This window comes from Chitinophaga solisilvae, assembly GCF_009928525.1.
GTDB classification, from domain to species: Bacteria; Bacteroidota; Bacteroidia; order Chitinophagales; family Chitinophagaceae; genus Chitinophaga; species Chitinophaga solisilvae.
Genome location: NZ_JAABOK010000016.1, coordinates 38,712 through 59,047, shown reverse-complemented (window position 1 = coordinate 59,047; position 20,336 = coordinate 38,712). Strand labels below are relative to the sequence as shown.

Here is a 20,336-nt window from a genome sequence, read left to right as displayed (position 1 = left end):
ATGAGTGCAAAAGCAGTGCTGGAAGCCTTGCAGGCTGGAAAGATAAGTATAACGGAAGCCAGGGAGAAGCTGGCGGAACTGAAGCAGGCCGCAGGCGCTGTGAAAAACGCGCCGGAACAGCAGGTTGCTAACGGAGAGGCATATACGTCAATAGACGCGGCAGAACGTATAGCCATAGTCGGTATGTCGGGCCGTTACCCCGGCGCTGCCGGTCTGCACCAATACTGGGATAACCTGGCGCAGGGGAAGGATGCTGTGCGTGAAGTACCGGCCGACCGCTGGGATGTGAACGCCTATTTCGCACCGCTGCCTTATCAGCCGGGAAAGGTGTATTGCAAATGGCTGGGTGCACTCGATGATATTGCGATGTTTGATCCGCTGTTCTTTGGCATTACACCGCTGGAAGCAGAAGGAATGGACCCGCAGCAGCGCCTGTTCCTGCAGGAAGCCTATCATGCATTTGAAGATGCCGGATATACGCGGCAGATGTTAAGCAACAGGAAATGCGGCGTATACCTGGGTATTATGAGTAACGAGTACAGTGTATTGCAGTATAAAAGCCAGGCGCCGTCCGCCAATATTACAGGCAACAGTTTTTCTATCGCCGCGGCCAGGGTATCTTATTCACTTAACCTGAAAGGCCCCGCCATTGCGATTGATACGGCCTGCTCTTCTTCGCTGGTAGCTACGCACCTGGCCTGCCAGGCATTGCTGAACGGCGAAGTGGATATGGCGCTTGCGGGAGGGGTTACCCTCTACCTTACCGTGGAGTCGTATATGGGCATGTGTGGCGCGGGCATGCTGTCGCCAGAAGGCCGCTGCAAAACATTCGATAACGGCGCCAACGGCTTTGTGCCCGGAGAAGGCGCCGGCACGCTGGTGCTGAAAAGATTAAAGGATGCGGTGGCCGATAATGATAACATATATGGCGTCATTATCGGTTCAGGTATCAACCAGGACGGGAAAACCAATGGTATGACCGCTCCCAGCATCAACAGCCAGATAGAACTGGAACGCGATGTATATAACAGATACAACATTGCGCCACAGAGTATCAGCTATGTAGAGATGCATGGCACCGGTACCAAACTGGGCGATCCTATTGAGCTGGAAGCGCTGGCGGCTGTTTTCAGGGAGAAAACGGACCTGCGTCATTTCTGTGCGCTGGGCTCCGTAAAAAGCAATATAGGCCATACATCTGCGGCGGCAGGCGTGGCCAGCGTGCAAAAAGTACTACTGGCCATGCAGCATAAACAGCTGGTGCCCACCCTGCATTTTTCAACGCATAACGAGCATTTCGATTTTGAAACATCCCCCTTTTATGTAAATACTTCCCTCCGGCCCTGGACTACAGCCGGAGAAAAGCGCCGTGCTGCTGTCAGCTCTTTCGGGTACAGCGGCACCAATGCGCATCTGGTAATAGAGGAATACATATCGCAAAGAAGCACCGCTACTGCCTCCGGCGGTCCATCGCTTTTTGTATTGTCTGCCAGAAGCGAAGAGCAGCTGAAAGAATATGCTGCTTCCTTATTCCGGCATTGCAGTTCAACGGATACGCTGCACTTACAGGATGTTGCATACACCCTGCAGGTGGGGCGGCAACCTATGGAGCATCGCCTGGCCTTTACGGCAGACACAAAAGAGCAGCTGCTGGAAAAACTGCAGGGCTTCCTGGAAGGCAACAGTGTAACAGGTCTGCTGCAGGGAAGCGGTGTAAAAACGAAAACACTGACAGCAGCAGAACACGCAACACTGCTGGATACATTCGGGCGGCATAAGGACTGGTTAAAGATTGCTGAGCGCTGGATACAGGGAGCTGCTTTCGGCTGGGAGCAACTATACGATACTGTAAAACCCCGCAGGATAAGTCTTCCCACATATCCGTTTGCCCGTGAACGTTATTGGGTGCCGGATATTCCGGCAGCACCGTTATCACAGGAACGTATAAACGCAGCACCGGCAGCACCGCGCCGTGCTTATTTTCTGGAGAAGCAATGGGAAGTGGCAGCTCCGGTTAACCCTTCTCTAACGGCTGCCCGCTCGCTGATAATTGTATCCGCAGCGGATACGCAATCACTGGCAGAAGCGGTGGCTGCTCACTTTCCGGGTAGCCGGATCCTATATGCCGATACAGCGCCAACATATAACCAGACAGCGTACAGCGGTTGCATTGATCTTACAGGATGCAGCACACAATCGCTGTCAGCAGACTGGTGGCTGCCATTACAGCAAATGCTGGCGGAGGAAGCCAAAGAAAGCGGCAGCCTGCTGCTGGCAGTAAGCCGCGGCCTGGAGGCAGCAGACAGCGCCGGCCATTCCTTAAACGGCGCTCTGGCAGCAGGGCTGTTCAGGATGCTGCAAAGCGAATACCGGCAGCTGCGTTCCCGTCATATGGATGCACCGGCAGCACTGCCGGACAACGAACTGGCAGCATTGATTGCACAGGAATATCATCATGCCGGTGAGGAGATCGCCATTGCCTGGCGTAATGGTACCCGCTACCAGGCGGTGCTATCTGAGGTGGCGCTGCCACCGGCTGCCAGCCGCCTCCGGTTTCATCCGGATGAAGCGTTGCTGATTACCGGTGGCACCCGCGGTATTGGTTATCTCTGCGCAAAACATTTTGTTACGCACTACGGTGTAAAGAAAATAATACTGCTGAGCCGTCAGCCACTCGCTGCTGATGATCCGCGGCTGACAACGCTCACCAATGCGGGGGCAACGGTGGAAGTGATCAATACTCCGCTCACGGACCAACCCGCACTGGAATGGGAGCTGGCCCGGCTGGAAGCGGGGATAGGCCGCATAGCAGGAGTGATACATAGCGCCGGGCTGACAGATCCGCATAATCCTGCGTTTATCCGTAAACGTAAGGAAGACATCGCCGCGGTATTATCTCCCAAGGTAGCCGGCCTGGATGTCCTGTACAGCATCTTCCGTGACCGCCCGCTGCATTGCTTTGTATTGTTCTCTTCGGTATCAGCGATCGTACCGGCGCTGGGTGCCGGTCAGGCCGATTATGTGATGGCCAACGCCTATATGGATTACCTGGCTGCAGCCCATACCGGTGTATGTCCGCTGGTCAGCATACAGTGGCCCAGCTGGAAAGAGACAGGAATGGGAGAGGTGACCACCAGAGCGTACCAGGACAGCGGCCTGCTGACATTGTTGAATACAGAAGGATTGTCTTTATTGGATCAGGTATTGCAAAGCGGTCGCCGTGGCGTGATAATGCCGGTGGTGGCTGATCCACAGATGTTTGTGCCTGCACAGTTGCTGACACGGCCGCAGGCCGTCATTTCAGTCAATGTATCATCGCCTGTGCAAAAAGAAACGCTCCCCGGTACTTCGCTCTTATCAGCAGCTACGCAATGGTTGCTGGAACTGTTCAGCAAAGAACTGAAAATACCTGTCAACAAACTGGATGCGGACACTGCATTTCAGGATTATGGAGTAGACTCTATCCTGCTGGCGCAGCTGCTGCGCCGGATCAACCAGGAAATACCTGCACCGCTGGACCCGTCGCTGTTATATGAGTATCCGACTTTATCATCGCTATCCGGCTGGTTGGTAACGCATCATGGTGCAGCCCTGGCGAATGTCACCGGAGATGGTGCTGCTGAAGATACTATGCAGCTGCCAGCTGCTGTTACTGTGCCGGTGGCAACTGTACGCCGGCAGCAGCAGCCGGCGCGCCTTTCCGGCGATATTGCCGTAGTGGGTATGTCGTGCCGCTTTGCGGGCGCTGATAACCTGGATGCCTACTGGGACCTGTTATCTGGTGGCCGCAGTGGAATCACGCAGGTAAATGTTACACAGGAGGGGCAGCCTGTTTACGGCGGTATGCTGAGCAGTAAAAAAACAATGGATACGGATTTCTTTTTAATACCGCCGGCAGATGCAGCAGCGATGGACCCCCAGGCGTTGCTGTTGCTGGAAGAAAGTCTGCAGGTAATGTACCATGCCGGTTATCGTCATACTGAATTCAAAGGCAGCCGCACAGGGGTATACATCGGAGGCCGCAGTCAGCATCAACCATCATCAGCAGCATTATCAGCCGCCCGCAACCCGGTAGTGGCGGTCGGACAAAATTATCTGTCTGCCAATATCAGCCAGTTCTTTGACCTGCGTGGCCCTGCAGTGGTAGTGGATACTGCCTGCTCCAGCGCGCTGGTTTCCCTGCATATGGCCTGCCAGGCGCTGCAAACCGGAGACATAGACACCGCGCTGGCCGGCGGCATTACCCTGCTGGAAGGCGGCGCAGCGTTGCATTTATTCGGACAGCGTGGCCTGCTGAATAACAGTGGCTTCTTCCATGTGTTTGATGAAAGAGCTTCCGGTGTGTTGCTGTCCGAAGGGGCAGGCATGGTGATGCTGAAGCGGCTGGAAGATGCGGAAGCAGCAGGCGATCGTATCTACGGCGTTATCCGCGCGGTCGCCGTGAATAACGACGGTCGTACACCCGGCCCGGCCAGCCCGAACCTGCAGGCGCAGAAAGAGGTGATGCAGCAGGCATTGCAGCGCAGTGGCTATGATGCAACGGATATCAGTTACATAGAGGCAAACGGCTCCGGCACAGAAGTGACGGACCTGCTGGAGCTGAAAGCCATCGGCGAAGTATATCGCAATGGCCTGAAAGTACCGTGTGGCCTGGGCTGTATCAAGCCGAACATTGGCCATCCGTTATGCGCGGAAGGCATGGCGGGTCTGATAAAAGTGCTGCTGATGCTGCACCACCGCGAACAGGTGCCATTTTTATCTGGACAGCAGGCGATGCGGCATTATGACCTGTCGGCATCTCCGTTTGAGTTCAGCCGGGAGCGGCGCAGCTGGAATGCTTCTCCGGCGGTAGCGGGACTTAACTGCTTCGCCGACGGCGGCACCAATGTACATGTAATCGTTACCACAGGAACGGATATACGCCAACTGTCTCATACCAGAGAACCTTTGCCACTGCCACCCGCTGCGCGGACACAGGAAGGCAGTAATAGACCTGTAGCTGTTCCGCAGGCAACGAATGCCTGGAAAAAAATACCATCTGCTGAAAAAGCTGTTCATCAGGATTAATCAGAAAAATCATGAAAGACCAATTGCTGATAAATATCGATCATCCCATATTACGCGATCATAAAGTCTACGGGCAGTCGCTGCTTCCCGGACTGGCCTATATAGACCTGCTGTACCAGCTCTTCCGGGAGCAGGGCTACCAGTATAATCAACTTGAGCTACAGCATCTCAGTATTTATCATCCGCTTATTGTGAATGAGGAAATACCTGTGTTACTGGATATTACCTGTACAGCACAACAGACAGGGCAGTGGCAGGTATTGATAGAAGGCCGGCAGCAAAAGCCAGATGCTGTAAAGAAGCGGTATGTTACCGCTACCATGCGGCAAACAGCGCCGCTGGTATTTACAGAAACCCTGGACATCGCCACCCTGGAACAAACCGCTGCCGTTGTTATTGATCTGGAAGACATCTATGCAGCCTGCCGCAGTCGCGATATGCTGCACACCGGTTTTATGAAAGCCGATGGAAAAATATTTCATACTGATACCGGTATTGTGGTACACGCCATGCTCGGAGAAGAGGCATTGCAGACTGCAGATGCCTATATGTTCAACCCTGTGCTGATAGATGGCAGCGGCGCCGGCAGCGCCTTACTGTTTGCTCCGCTGATGAACGGAGAAGAACGCCTGTTCCTGCCGCTTTCCATGGAATCATTCCGGGCTGCCGCATTACTGGGCGAAAGCTGTTTTACCCGCGTACTTACGTCGTCGGCTATACGTAAAGATGAATTGCTGGCCATCACGATGGAATTTTTTGACGCTGCCGGCAATAAGGTAGGAGAACTCCGCAACTTTACCAATAAGCTCGTCAGAGATGCTGCACTGATGAACGGGGATGACAGACCGGCAATCCCTGTTACAACCGCTGCTACAGCTCCGGTGAACCCGCATCTGCAAACGGCTGATTCCGGCGATGCCGCAGCATTTCTGAAAGAACTGCTGGCGCAGCGGCTGAACCGGCCCGCGCATCTGATAGATATACATTCGGGATACTATGAAATGGGCCTGGACTCGCCAGGGTTGCTCGAGCTGGTACAGGAAATTGAAAAGAAAACAGGAACAGCACTATCGCCTACGCTGTTATTTGAATACACGACCATTACCACACTGGCGGCATATCTTACCGGCAGCTATCCGGCCAGCTTCGGCCAGCAAACTGTCACAGTGCCGGTTACGGCAGTACAGTCTCCGGTAGTGACAGCGCAGGTACCTGAACACGAACCTCCGCTTCAGCCTCAGCGTACAGCCGTTACCGATATAGCCGTTATTGGTATTGCCGGCCGGTATCCCGGCGCTGAAGATATAGCTACCTTCTGGGAAAACCTGATGAACGGCAAGGACTGTATAACGGAAGTGCCGCAGGAGCGATGGAACTGGCGTACTTATGAAGGATTGAAATCCCCTTCGGGAAAACAGATTTCCAGGTGGGGCGGCTTCATGAAAGATGTGGACCGCTTTGATCCTGCCTTTTTTAAAATATCTCCGAGAGAAGCAGAAATCATGGACCCGCAGGAACGGCAGTTTCTTGAAGTCTGCTGGGAAACCATGGAAGATGCGGGCTATACGCCTAAAATGCTGACAGGTACTGATAAACGAAATAAGGTAGGTGTTTTTGTGGGTGTGATGCACAAAGATTATGCGCTGATAGGAGCCGCTTCTATGGCCGCGGGAAACAAATTTCCCCTGTCATTGAACTATGCGCCTATTGCCAACCGCGTTTCATACTGCTGCAATTTTCATGGCCCCAGTATGGCAGTTGATACCGTTTGTTCTTCCTCCCTCGTTGCCATGCACCTGGCGCTGGAAAGTATACGTAACGGAGAAAGCAGCGTGGCGCTGGCCGGCGGTGTTAACCTGGCGCTGCATCCGGGTAAGTACCTGTCTTACGGATTATCAGACATGCATTCCAGCGACGGTTATTGCCATACTTTCGGAAAAGACGGCGATGGCTATGTTTCCGGTGAGTGCGCTGCGGCGGTGTTACTAAAACCCCTGCAGCAGGCGATACAGGACCATGACCATATTTACGCCGTTATCAAAGGCAGCAGCATCAATCATGGCGGCACTGCCAGCGGAATTACAGTGCCCAGCCCGGTGGCACAGGCGGATATGATTGTATCCTGTCTGGAGAAGACAGGCATCCATCCGCGTACCATCTCCTATGTGGAAGCGCATGGCACGGGTACTTCGCTGGGAGATCCGATAGAGATACAGGGTCTGGTAAAGGCTTACGGACAATATACTGCTGATAAACAGTATTGCGCCATCGGTTCCGTAAAATCGAATATAGGCCATGCGGAAGCGGCAGCCGGTATCTCCGGCCTGTCAAAGGCTGTGTTGCAGTTATATCATAAAACGCTGACACCTTCACTGCATGCGCAGGAGCTGAATCCTTACATCGATTTTGCCTCTTCTCCGTTTTATGTACAACAGGAGAAGGCAGTATGGCATGCGCCGCAAATAATGACGGAAGCCGGCGTACAGCTGTTGCCCCGCCGCGCGGCCGTCAGCTCATTCGGCGCTACCGGCACCAATGCACATGTTATCCTTGAAGAATATATTCCTGCCGCTGCAACTCCGTCCCCGCAGCCTGTTTCCGGCCGTTACCTGGTGCCGTTGTCGGCTAAGAACCGGGAACGCCTGCTGGCCTATGCGGGCAGGTTGCTGCAGCGGTTACAGCATTATCCGGAAGCGATCCATCCTGCCGATCTCGCATTTACACTGCAAACAGGCCGTGTAGCACTGGAGCAACGGGTGGTGTTCATGATGGAAGATGTGGCAGGACTGATAGAACAACTGCAGGCATTTGTAAAGGGGCAGACAAACATCCCCGGTATTGCTGAAGGACAGGTAAAGGCAGGCCAGGACATGCTGCAGCTGTTTTCTGGTGATGAAGACTGGGGAATGCTGGTGAGGCAATGGTTACAGAAGGGACAGCTGAAAAAGGCGGCAGAATTATGGGTGAAAGGACTGGAGATAGACTGGTTATTGTTATACCCCTCCGGACATCCGCAGCGCATTAGCCTTCCGGCATATCCGTTTGCCCGTGAACGTTACTGGATACCGGAACATGATCCGTCTTTGTCAACCGGACAACCAGCCGTTGCTGTACTTCACCCGCTGTTGCACCGGAATACATCCGACCTGTCTGAACAGCGCTACAGCAGTACCTTCAGCGGGAATGAATTTTTCCTGGCCGACCATGTGGTACAGGGCCGTCGTATACTCCCCGGTGTGGCCTACCTGGAAATGGCGCGTGCTGCGGTATCATATGCAACAGGGCTGGAACAGCAGGAAGGTATGGCACTGCACTTTAAGAATATCGTATGGGCGACCCCGTTAGTAGCGGACAATCAGCCGGTGTCGGTGCATACAGGCGTTTATCAGGAAGATAACGGGGAGCTGGGATATGAAGTATATACTGAAGCAGCAGGCGGGTCTGCAGTAGTGCATTCGCAGGGCCGTGGTATACTTGTGGCGGCGACGCAGGCTGCTGTATGGGATTTGTCAGCAGTGAGGGACCGCTGTCCTCATCAGCTGTCAGGCGCTGAGCTGTATGAAAAATTTGATACTGCTGGTTTCCGCTATGGACCGGGACATAAAGCAGTAGAAAATATTTATGCCGGAACTGGAGAAGTGCTCGCAAGACTGACACTGCCCTCCGCGATTGCAGATACCCGGCAGCAATACCCGCTGCATCCTGCCCTGATGGATGCCGCCTTGCAGGCATCAGTAGCGCTTTTTACGGATGCGGCAGGACAGGGAGCTGCATTGCCTTTTGCGCTGGATGCTATGGAGATATACGATAATTGCGAAGCCGTGACGTGGGCGTATATCCGTTCCCGTGATACCGGTACCTTGCGGCAATCAGATATTGACCTGTGTAAAGAGAACGGGGAAATATGCGTAAGCCTGAAAGGGCTGTCAGCCAGGGCTGTTGAAAGTGTGGCAGCCCCGGCAGCCAATGGCGTATTGCTGGCCCGGCCATTCTGGATAGCACAGGAAGCTGTACCGCAGCTACCGCTGTCTGATTACGAACAACGTCTGGTAATTAATTGTGGTCTTGCAGGTATTGATGAGCATTGCATTCCCGCAGGTATACAGTATCAGGTACTGACCAGCGATACGCCGGCAATGGATCAGCGTTTTTCACAGTATGCCGTACAGTTGCTGCAGATCATTCAGCGCATATTTCTGGGTAGGCCCGGAAAGAAAGTACTGCTGCAGCTGCTGACAGGCGATCAGCCGGAAGAGCGGCCGCTTGCCGGACTGGCAGGGCTGCTTAATACTGCCCGGCTGGAAAATCCGTTGTTTGCCGGACAGTGTATCAGCATGCCTGCGGTAACAGATACTGCTGCATGTATGAATAAGTTGCAGCAGGATGCGCAATGCTTTACGGATGCACATATCCGTTATGAAGATGATCGCAGGTTGATTTTGTCATGGAACGAAATCACCACACCGGAACAGCCGGCAGCACTTCCCTGGAAGCATGATGGCGTGTATCTGATCACCGGCGGCGCCGGCGGTCTGGGCGCCCTGTTTGCCGAAGCTATTACCGCAGCAGCGCCGGATGCAACGGTTATCCTGTGCGGCCGTTCTGTTTTATCTCCCGAAAAAGAAACACTGCTTACCGGCAACCGGATTTATCTGCAGGCAGATATAAGCGATCCGCAACAGGCGGAAGAACTGGTGCAGCATATTATAGCCCGCTATAACCGCCTGGATGGCATCATTCATAGCGCTGGTGTACTGCGCGACAGTTTTATACTGAAGAAAACAACTGCTGAACTGCTGGATGTTTTATCACCAAAGGCAGCAGGGCTGATACACCTGGATGAAGCCACCCGGCAGCTGCCGCTTGATTTCTTTGTCTGCTTCTCTTCCGGTACCGGTGTTACCGGCAATGTAGGCCAGGCCGACTATGCCGCTGCCAATGCCTTTATGGATGCGTATGCCCTTTACCGGCAGGAGCTGACTGCCAGCGGCCGGCGGCAGGGTAAAACGCTATCTGTTAACTGGCCGCTGTGGAAAGATGGCGGTATGCAGGTAGATGCAGCCAAGGCAGGTATCTGGGAACGTGATATGGGTATTGTGGCGATGGATACTGTTGATGGCATACAGGCATTTTACAGCAGTATGGCTGGTGATAATGCCCAGGTAATGGTCATGGCCGGCGACCTGCACAGGATACGCGCTATGGTGCAGCAAAGGCCGGCAGCCACCACACCGGAACAGGAACCATTGCCGGCTGTCGCCACCCGCGATAACACAGAAGAAAAGGCTGTCAGGTATTTGAAGGAGCTGCTCTCAGCAGTCATTAAACTACCGGCTGATGCTATCGATGCAGACGCTCCCTTTGAAAATTACGGGATCGACTCTATCATGGTGCTGCAGCTCACCAATCACCTGGAGCAGGTATTCGGCTCGCTGTCAAAAACACTGTTCTTTGAATACCAGAATATCCGTGAGCTGACACGATACTTCCTGCATGCTTACGAGAGCGCACTCACAAAACTGTTGCATACTGATGATAACGCTGACGATTATACGAAATCACCGGCAGCCGGGAAAGCACTCCTGCAACAGGCTGTACAGCAGAGCAGCAGCAGACGCCGGCGCTTTGCGGTTACATCATCTCCAGCTGCAAAGGAAACGAAAGCCACCTTCCCGGAAATTGCGGTGATTGGCCTGGCTGGCCGTTATCCCGGCGCGGATAATGTACGGCAGTTCTGGGAAAATCTGAAAGGAGGGAAAGACAGCGTGACAGAGATTCCTGCCGGGCGCTGGGATTACCGGTTGTATTTTGATGAAGATAAACATAAGCCAGGGAAAACATATAGTAAGTGGGGCGGATTTGTGAATGGCGTAGAGGAGTTCGATCCGTTGTTCTTTAATATTTCTCCCAGAGAAGCTGAAATGATAGATCCGCAGGAGCGCCTGTTCCTGCAATGTGTATATGAAACCCTCGAAGATGCAGGATACACGCGCGACCGGCTGGCATCGCTTCAGAAAAGTGCCGGTGTTTTTGTCGGTGTGATGTACGAAGAATACCAGCTCTATGGTGCGCAGCTGACTGCTATGGGGTATCCGCTCGCTATTCCGGGTAATCCTTCTTCTATCGCCAACCGGGTATCTTATTACTGCAATTTCCACGGGCCCAGCATGGCTATAGATACGATGTGTTCTTCTTCCCTTACCGCCCTGCACCTGGCCTGTAAAAGCCTGCAGCTGGGCGAGTGCGAGGTGGCGGTTGCCGGTGGGGTCAATGTATCTGTACATCCGAACAAATACCTGATGCTCGGACAGGGCAAATTTGTGTCTGCCAACGGAAAATGTGAAAGCTTCGGAGCCGGCGGTGATGGCTATGTTCCGGGAGAAGGCATCGGCGCAGTGCTGCTGAAACCGCTCGATAAAGCTATTGCTGACAACGATCATATCTATGGCGTGATCCGTGGCACCGCTGTGAACCACGGCGGTAAAACCAATGGCTATACGGTTCCGAATCCTAATGCCCAGGCAGCAGTCATTAAACAGGCGCTGAATGAAGCCGGACTGGATGCCCGTATGATCAGCTATATTGAAGCGCACGGGACAGGGACTTCCCTGGGCGACCCGATAGAGATTACAGGATTGAGCAAGGCTTTCCGTGAGCATACTGCCGATACGCAGTTCTGTGCGATCGGAGCCGTTAAATCAAATATCGGCCATTGCGAAAGCGCCGCAGGTATTGCAGGACTCACCAAAGTATTACTGCAGATGAAGCACCGCTACCTGGCGCCTTCCCTGCATGCTGCCAGCCTGAACCCGCATATTGATTTCGGCGCTTCCCCATTCTTTGTACAGCAGACGGGCGGCAGCTGGGAGCGCCCGGTGATTGAAATCAACGGGCGCACAGCGGAGTATCCCCGGCTGGCGGGTATCTCTGCATTCGGCGCCGGCGGCAGCAATGCGCATATCATCGTGGAAGAATATGTTCCTGCTGCATCTGCTCCTGCATATAACAGCAGTCACCCTGTAATGATTGTACTGTCAGCCAGATACGAAGCAGAGCTTAAACAGCTGGCGGAGCAGCTGTTGTCTTTTGTGCAGCAGGAAGGGCTGACGGCGGAAGATCTGTCCCGTATAGCGTATACGCTGCAGACAGGCCGGGAAGTTATGGAAGAACGTACAGGGTTTATCGTTAGTTCGGTACAGTCGCTGCAGGAGAAACTAACACAGTATATAGCCGGAGAACCCGCTATCCTGCAATGTTACCGAGGAAGGGCCAAAGGTAATAAAGACACCTGGAGCCTGTTCACTGCCGATGAAGACATGCAGCATACCATCGATGCCTGGATCCGGAAAGGGAAGTATGATAAACTGCTGGAACTCTGGGTGAAAGGGTTCTCATTTGACTGGGAGCAATTGTATGATGCTGTAAAACCCCGGAAGATAAGTCTTCCTGCTTATCCGTTTGCCCGTGAACGTTACTGGATACCGGATATGCTGTCTTCCCTGCCTGCGATGCCTTTACCACAGGAACGCACAAACGAAATTCAGGCAGTAGGGCGTCGCGCCTTTTTCCTGGAGAAACAATGGGAAGAAGCAACGGAGATTACGTCTGCTACTGCGGTCACGCAGCCGGTCATCATTATTGCCGCCGAGGATACGCAACGACTGGCAGCGGCACTGGCTGCCCACTTCTCCGGCAGTTATATTTTGAATATCAGCACAACAACCACATTTAATAATACGGGATACAGCGGCTGTATTGATCTTACAGGATGCAGCGTGCAACCGGTATCTATGGACCGCTGGCTGCCAGTGCTGCAACAGCTGACAGAGGAAGCGAGGGAGAATAGCGGCCTGCTGCTGGCAGTAAGCCGTGGCCTGGAAGCGTTTCCCGATGCCGGCGTGCGTCCGGGCGGCGCTTTCGCGGCGGGTTTATTCCGCATGTTGCAAAGCGAGTATCGGCAGCTGCGTTCCCGCCATATGGATGCAACCCCGGATCTGCCGGACAACGAGCTGGCAGCATTGATTGCACAGGAATATCATCATGCCGGTGAAGAGATAGCCATTGCTTACCGCGATGGCGTGCGTTACCAAGCTGTATTGTCAGAAGTTTCACTGCCACCGGCGGAAGATGCCGGTCGCTTACAATTCCATCCGGAGGAAGCGTTGCTGATTACCGGCGGCACACGTGGCATCGGTTATCTCTGCGCAGAACATTTTATTACACGCTATGGCGTAAAAAAATTAATACTGCTGGGCCGTCAGCGGCTGTCACCGGACGATCCCAGGCTGGTATCGCTGACCAGGCTGGGAGCGGAGGTAGAAGTGATTAATACGCCGCTTACAGACAGGCCAGCCCTGGAACAGCAGCTGGCACAGCTGGAAAAGACACTGGGGCGTATTGCCGGGGTCATTCACAGCGCCGGCAGCATGGACTTCCGGGATCCGGCGTTTATCCGTAAACGTAAGGAAGATATGGAAGCGGTCATGTCTCCGAAAGTAGCCGGACTGGACGCGCTGTACAGCATTTTCCGTGACCGCTCCCTGCGCTGCTTTGTGTTGTTTTCTTCCGTGTCAGCAATCATACCCTCGCTGGGTGCAGGTCAGAGCGATTATGTCATGGGGAACGCCTACATGGATTATTTGTCTGCCGCCCACACCGGCGCCAGCCCGCTGGTCAGCATACAATGGCCCAGCTGGAAAGAAACGGGAATGGGCGAGGCTACATCAAAAGCATACCAGGACAGCGGCTTGCTGACTTTATTGAATACAGAAGGACTGTCCTTGCTGGACCAGGTATTGCAAAGTGGTCGCCGTGGGGTAATAATGGCGGCCATAGCTGATCCGCAGGTATTCGCGCCACACCGTTTACTAAGCCGTTCGCAGGTAATTGTTCCTGTACGGGAAGGAATTAAACAGGAACCCGGTAGCAGTGTTGCGCATCCGTCAGCCATTACGCAGTGGTTGCTGGAATTGTTCAGCAGGGAATTGAAAATACCTGTCAGTAAACTGGATACAGATACTGTGTTCCAGGATTATGGGGTAGACTCGATTCTGCTGGCGCAGCTGCTGCGCCGGATCAACCAGGAAATACCCGCACCGCTGGACCCGTCGCTGTTATATGAATACCCGACTTTATCGTCGCTGTCCGGCTGGCTGGTAACGCATCATGGCGCAGCGCTGGCGCATCTCGCCGGAGAGCATACTCCTGAAGATGCCATACTGCCCCCTGCCGCTGTTACGGCGCCGGTGGCCACTGTACGCCGGCAGCCGCCGCCGGCGCGCCCTTCCGGCGATATTGCCGTAGTGGGTATGTCGTGCCGCTTTGCGGGCGCTGATAACCTGGATGCCTATTGGGATCTGTTATCTGGCGGCCGCAGCGGAATTACGCAGGTAAATGTTACACAGGAGGGGCAGCCCGTTTATGGCGGCATACTCGGAAACAGGAAAACGATAGACGCCGGTTTCTTTTTAATACCGCCGGCAGATGCAGCAGCGATGGACCCCCAGGCGTTGCTGTTGCTGGAAGAAAGTCTGCGGGTGGTATACCATGCCGGTTATCGCCATACCGAATTCAAAGGCAGCCGCACAGGGGTATACATTGGAGGCCGCAGTCATCATCAGCCGTCAACAGCAGCATTATCAGCCGCCCGCAATCCGGTAGTGGCGGTAGGACAAAATTACCTGGCTGCCAACATCAGCCAGTTTTTTGACCTGCGCGGTCCTGCAGTGGTAGTGGATACTGCCTGCTCCAGCGCGCTGGTGTCTTTGCATATGGCCTGCCAGGCGCTGCAAACCGGAGACATAGATACTGCGTTGGCGGGAGGAGTTAGTCTGCTGGAAGGCGGCGCAGCGTTGCATTTATTCGGACAGCGTGGTTTGCTGAATAACAGCGGCTTCTTCCATGTGTTTGATGAAAGGGCTTCCGGTGTGTTGCTGTCCGAAGGGGCAGGCATGGTGATGCTGAAGCGGATGGAAGATGCGGAAGCAGCAGGCGATCGTATCTACGGCGTTATCCGCGCGGTCGCCGTGAATAACGACGGTCGTACACCCGGCCCGGCCAGCCCGAACCTGCAGGCGCAGAAAGAAGTGATGCAGCAGGCATTGCAGCGTAGCGGCTACCATGCAACAGATATCAGTTACATAGAGGCAAACGGCTCCGGCACAGAGGTGACGGACCTGCTGGAGCTGAAAGCCATCGGCGAAGTATATCGCAATGGCCTGAAAGTGCCGTGCGGCCTGGGTTGTATCAAACCGAACATTGGTCATCCGTTATGCGCGGAAGGAATGGCTGGTCTGATAAAAGTACTGCTGATGCTGCACCACCGCGAACAGGTGCCGTTTTTATCAGGACAGCAGGCGATGCGGCATTATGACCTGTCGGCATCTCCGTTTGAGTTCAGCCGGGAGCGGCGCAGCTGGAATGCTTCTCCGGCGGTAGCAGGACTTAACTGCTTCGCCGACGGCGGCACCAATGTACATGTGATCGTTACCACAGGAACGGATATACGTCAACTCTCTCATACCAGAGAACCTTTGCCGCTGCCGGTTCCGCAGCATCAGGAAACAGGCAGCACTGCTGCTCACCATAACGGACATGCGTCCGGCGGAGGAAAGGGTTTCTGGAAAAAGAGATATACGGCAGGCCAATAAAATTATTTCAGTTATTAAAAGACAGGATATATGCAGGATCAGTTTTTTATCGATATAGATCACCCGGTTATTCATCATCACCGTATTTACGGACAGGCCATACTACCTGGCCTGGCATACATAGACATGATATACCAGTTTTTTGCGGAGAAGGGATTCGATCCTACTACGCTCACCTTATATGACCTCAGTATTTATCACCCGCTGATTGTAGCAGCAGGAACGGAGATACTGCTCAGCCTCGAAGCCGTTGAAGACGGCCAGGGACGCTGGCAGGTACTGGTAGACGGGGAGGAACAGCATCATAGCAAACCGGCAGGGAAGAAACGTTATGTAAGAGCGGCCATGCAACAGACAACACCGGTGGTATTTACAGAAACACTTGATACCGCAGGTGTGGAACAGCGGGCTGTTTCCGTTATAGAACTGGAAGACATCTATACAGCCTGCCGCAGCCGCGAGATGATGCATACGGGACTCATGAAAGCAGCCGGCAGGATCTACAATACACCGGCAGCAACCATCATGAAAATTACTGCTGCTGCCGTACCTGACGTCATGTATCATCCTGCGCTGATCGATGCCAGCGCCATTGGAGGCGCAGCCGCCATCAGCCATCTCATCGCCGGGGAAGAAAGGTTGTTCCTGCCTTTGTTTTACGGGTCATTCAGGGCAGCAGGACTGCTGCAGCAGGAATGCTGGGTGAGGATACTAACGGATACCGTACAACGAAAAGAAGAGCTGATCAGTTTCACGCTGGAGTTTTTTAATGCCGCCGGACAAAAGCTGGCGGAGCTGAAGAACTTCAGCAGTAAACTGGTGAGGGATACCGGCCTGATAGATCCCGAACGCAGCGCTGTACAACAGCAGCCGGAAGCCGGACCAGCAGTTGTTGCAGCCACCGGCAGCCGCGCGGTAACAGCTGCGGAAAACCTGCTGCGTCAATGGCTGGCAGAGCGGCTGAACAAACCGCTAAGGCACATAGATGTACAGGCAGGGTATTATGAAATGGGATTGGATTCTCCCGGGCTGCTTGAACTGGTACAGGCGCTCGAAAAAAAGCTGGAGATAACGTTATCGCCTACACTCTTGTTTGAATATACCAATATTACCACCCTGGCAGCATACCTGGCTGATGTATGCCCGCATCGCTTTGTGAAGGAAACAGGAGAAGAGTCAACCGTCTCAGCTACGCCAGCCCCCGCGGCTGCGCCGAAGCCGGGGCATCGCGTTGCGGCGGGCAGAACCGATATTGCTGTTATCGCCATGGAAGGACGTTTTCCCGGAGCTTCCGGTGTAAAAGAATTCTGGCAGCACCTGCTGCAGGGCTATGATGGTATTACAGCCATTCCTGCTGACCGTTGGCGGCCGGAAGACTACGTGGATGACAGTTTGCAGCAGGGCAAAGCCTTTTGCCGGTGGGGTGGGTTTGTAGAGGAGGTGGAGATGTTTGATCCGCTGTTCTTTAATATATCGCCGCGGGAGGCCGCCAGTATGCATCCCAACGAACGCCTCTTTCTGGAAACCGTGTGGCGGCTGCTGGAGAATGCCGGATATACGCGCGCACTGCTGCAGGAAAAATACCAGTCAAGGGTAGGCGTATTTGCAGGCGCCATGCATCAGCAATATCAGCCACTGGTCCCTGATCTTGCACGGGATTCCATGCTGATGCTGCATTCTTACAGTGCCATTGTTAACCGGGTTTCCTATTTCTTTAACCTGCAGGGACCCAGCGTAGCGATAGATACTATGTGCTCTTCGGCGCTGACGGCATTGCATATGGCCTGTGAAAGCATGGCTGCAGGTCAGTGCGGGATGGCCATTGTCGGAGGCGTGAACCTGTCGCTGCATCCGGGGAAGTATATAGGATTAGGTATTGCGCAGATGCTGGGCAGCGACATCAGCAGCAGGAGCTTCGCAGACGGAGATGGTTATCTGCCGGCAGAAGCCGTAGGTGCAGTATTGCTCAAACCATTGGCACAGGCCGAGCAGGACAACGATAATATCCTTGCCGTTATCCGCTCCACAGCGGTTAACCATGGCGGACACAGTAACGGATACAGCGTTCCCAACGTGCAGGCGCAGGTGCAGCTGATGGAAGATAATTTCAAGGCGGCAGGCATACCTGTTTCAACTATCTCTTATGTAGAAGCTGCTGCCAATGGCTCTGCCCTTGGTGATGCCATTGAGATGACAGCCCTGAACAAGGTATTCGGAAAACCTGCGCCCGGAAAAAAACGCTGTGCAATAGGCAGTGTGAAATCCAATATCGGTCATGCGGAAGCAGCGTCAGGTATCACCCAGCTCATCAAAACAGTTCTGCAGTTGCAGCACAAAAAACTGGCGCCTGTGATGCATTCGGATAAACTGAATCCTAATATCCGTTTTGAAGAAACGCCATTTTACCTGCAGCAGGAAGCCGGCGACTGGCCGGCAAACGGGACGGATCCCCGCCGCGCGGCTATCAGCTCTTTCGGTGCAGGCGGCTCCAATGCACATGTTATAATAGAAGAATATACTTCATCTGCAGATGCCCGCCGGCTGCCGGATTATTTTTCTCCGCAGGTGATCGTACTGTCTGCCAGAAACAAGGAAAGACTGGAAGCAGTAGTGGAACAACTGTCAGCATTTATATCAACAGAAAAAGAAATATGGCTGCCCGACCTGGCATACACCCTGCAGGCGGGGCGCGAAGCCATGACATGCAGGATGGCGCTGGTGGCTGATTCAAAGGAAACATTGGTGCAGGGATTGCAGAACGCCCTGCAGCTGCTTCGTAACGATGCAGCTGCTGACGGCTCCGTATTCCTGAATACCAGGGAAAGCACAGACATGGATATGGCAGACCTCCTGTCGGGCCAGCTGGCTGTAACCGTTGCCAATGCATTGATTGCAGAAAATAACCCGGAAAAACTCGCACATTACTGGGTGAAAGGAGGAACCGTAGCATGGGAACAACTGCATAAAGATATGCCTGTACAGAAAATACAGCTTCCCGTATATCCGTTCGAGAGAAGGAAATGCTGGATGGAAGATGCACCGGTGGTTACCCCATTGAAAACAATGCCGGCTGCAATCATAGAAGAGGGGGGCAATGAGGAGGAAGTGATCGGTATACTGGCCCGCCTGTTAGGGTTGCAACCGTTTGAAATTGACAGGCATAAGCCTTTGCAGCAATATGGTTTTGATTCTATCCAGCAGATGCAGCTGTTACAGCTGTTGCAGTCTCATGGATTTTCCGTTGCAGCATTTGACAGGATGGCGCTCAGCGGATCGGCGCATGATATCAGCCGGGCTTTGCAGCCGGTATTGCAGCAACCATTGTCAGTAGCCAGGAAACCCGCAACCAGACAATTTCCGGAGCTGCTGCACCTGAATCAGGTTAGAAAAGGAAGACCCGTTTTCTGGTTTCATCCGGTGTTAGGCGGTGTGGAGTCTTATATGCGTATTGCTCAGCATTGCCACCGCCCGTTTTATGGCATACAGGCGCGCGGCTGGATGACAGACAGAATGCCCTTGCAGGGAATACAGGCGATGGCAGCCTATTACATACATGCGTTGCAGTCAGTGCAACCGGAAGGCCCCTACGACCTGGGCGGCTATTCGCTCGGTGGTATACTGGCATATGAAATCACCCGGCAGCTGCAGGAAATGGGAGAGACGGTCAACAGCATTGTTATGCTGGATGCTGTTTACAGTCCCGCGCTGAAAATGGATGCACTGGATGCAAACCATAAAACGGGCATTCTGCAGGCAGTAAACATGATGTTGTTCTCATCCGTGATACATGAACCTGAAAAGATATATGATACCCTCATCCACCGGGATGCGGTGAGTATGGACATCACGGATGAAGCGTATTTCGAACGCATGATGGAACTCGCCAATCAGCGGGGGATGAAGAAAACATCCGCGCAACTGCACCAGCTGATAGCGCACAGTACCAAACTGCAGCGGGGCTATCAGCTGGACAGCTACTCCGTGCAGCCATTACCGTGTCCGGAAGAAGTGAAATGCTATTTCTTCCGTAATGACAGCGGATTGTTCTATGGAGAATTATCACCATATTTCACCATGTCTGATACGGCGTACACAGCACTGGATCATCTGAACTACTGGGAAGAGTGGGAACGGCAACTGCCACATTTCATGATGACTGACGTAGCTTCTCCCAATCATATGATGCTGCTGACAGCGCCGGAATCATGTGATGAGATCATATCATTCTGCGAAAAATTATATGCGGGGAAACAACTAGTTTCCGAACAACAGTGAAGGGAGATGATGAGCATGAAAAATTCCGGAATGAATTTTCACATTTTTTTATGAAATGATGGAAGTGCCTGCTGTAGCATGTTTGCAGCGTATTGTTTTTGACATTATTATTAGGTATGCATAATAATTGCAGCAGGGATTTTTATACACATCGTTTGATACTTTGTATATAATTACCTACTTTAGTATTATTGATACCACTAAAATTTTAGACCGCTGCAGATTTTGTTAATCACACTATAAAATGTCGCACTGGTTTATAATCTGACACACGTACTGCTGGATTTATGTTTCACCCTATGTGACATATAAAGGCGAAGCCGTATCATATTGAAAAAACTTTAA

At 53.2% G+C, this 20,336-nt stretch carries 3 protein-coding genes; all 3 read left to right on the top strand.

What is annotated here, in order from left to right; all coding sequences use genetic code 11:
• From GWG06_RS25555 to GWG06_RS25545, 3 genes are read left to right on the top strand one after another with little or no spacing between them, the layout of a single operon-like run.
• Positions 1-5,067 (top strand): type I polyketide synthase, encoded by a 5,067-nt coding sequence (locus tag GWG06_RS25555; RefSeq protein ID WP_160717040.1) that lies wholly within the window; start codon positions 1-3, stop codon positions 5,065-5,067.
• Positions 5,068-5,078: 11 nt separating this feature from the next.
• Positions 5,079-15,716, top strand: coding sequence for an SDR family NAD(P)-dependent oxidoreductase (locus GWG06_RS25550; RefSeq protein WP_160717038.1), 10,638 nt, complete (start codon positions 5,079-5,081; stop codon positions 15,714-15,716).
• A 30-nt stretch (positions 15,717-15,746) separates the two neighbouring features.
• On the top strand, positions 15,747-19,991 hold the full coding sequence (locus GWG06_RS25545; RefSeq protein ID WP_160717036.1) for a beta-ketoacyl synthase N-terminal-like domain-containing protein: 4,245 nt from the start codon (positions 15,747-15,749) through the stop codon (positions 19,989-19,991).
• Positions 19,992-20,336 lie beyond the last annotated feature (345 nt).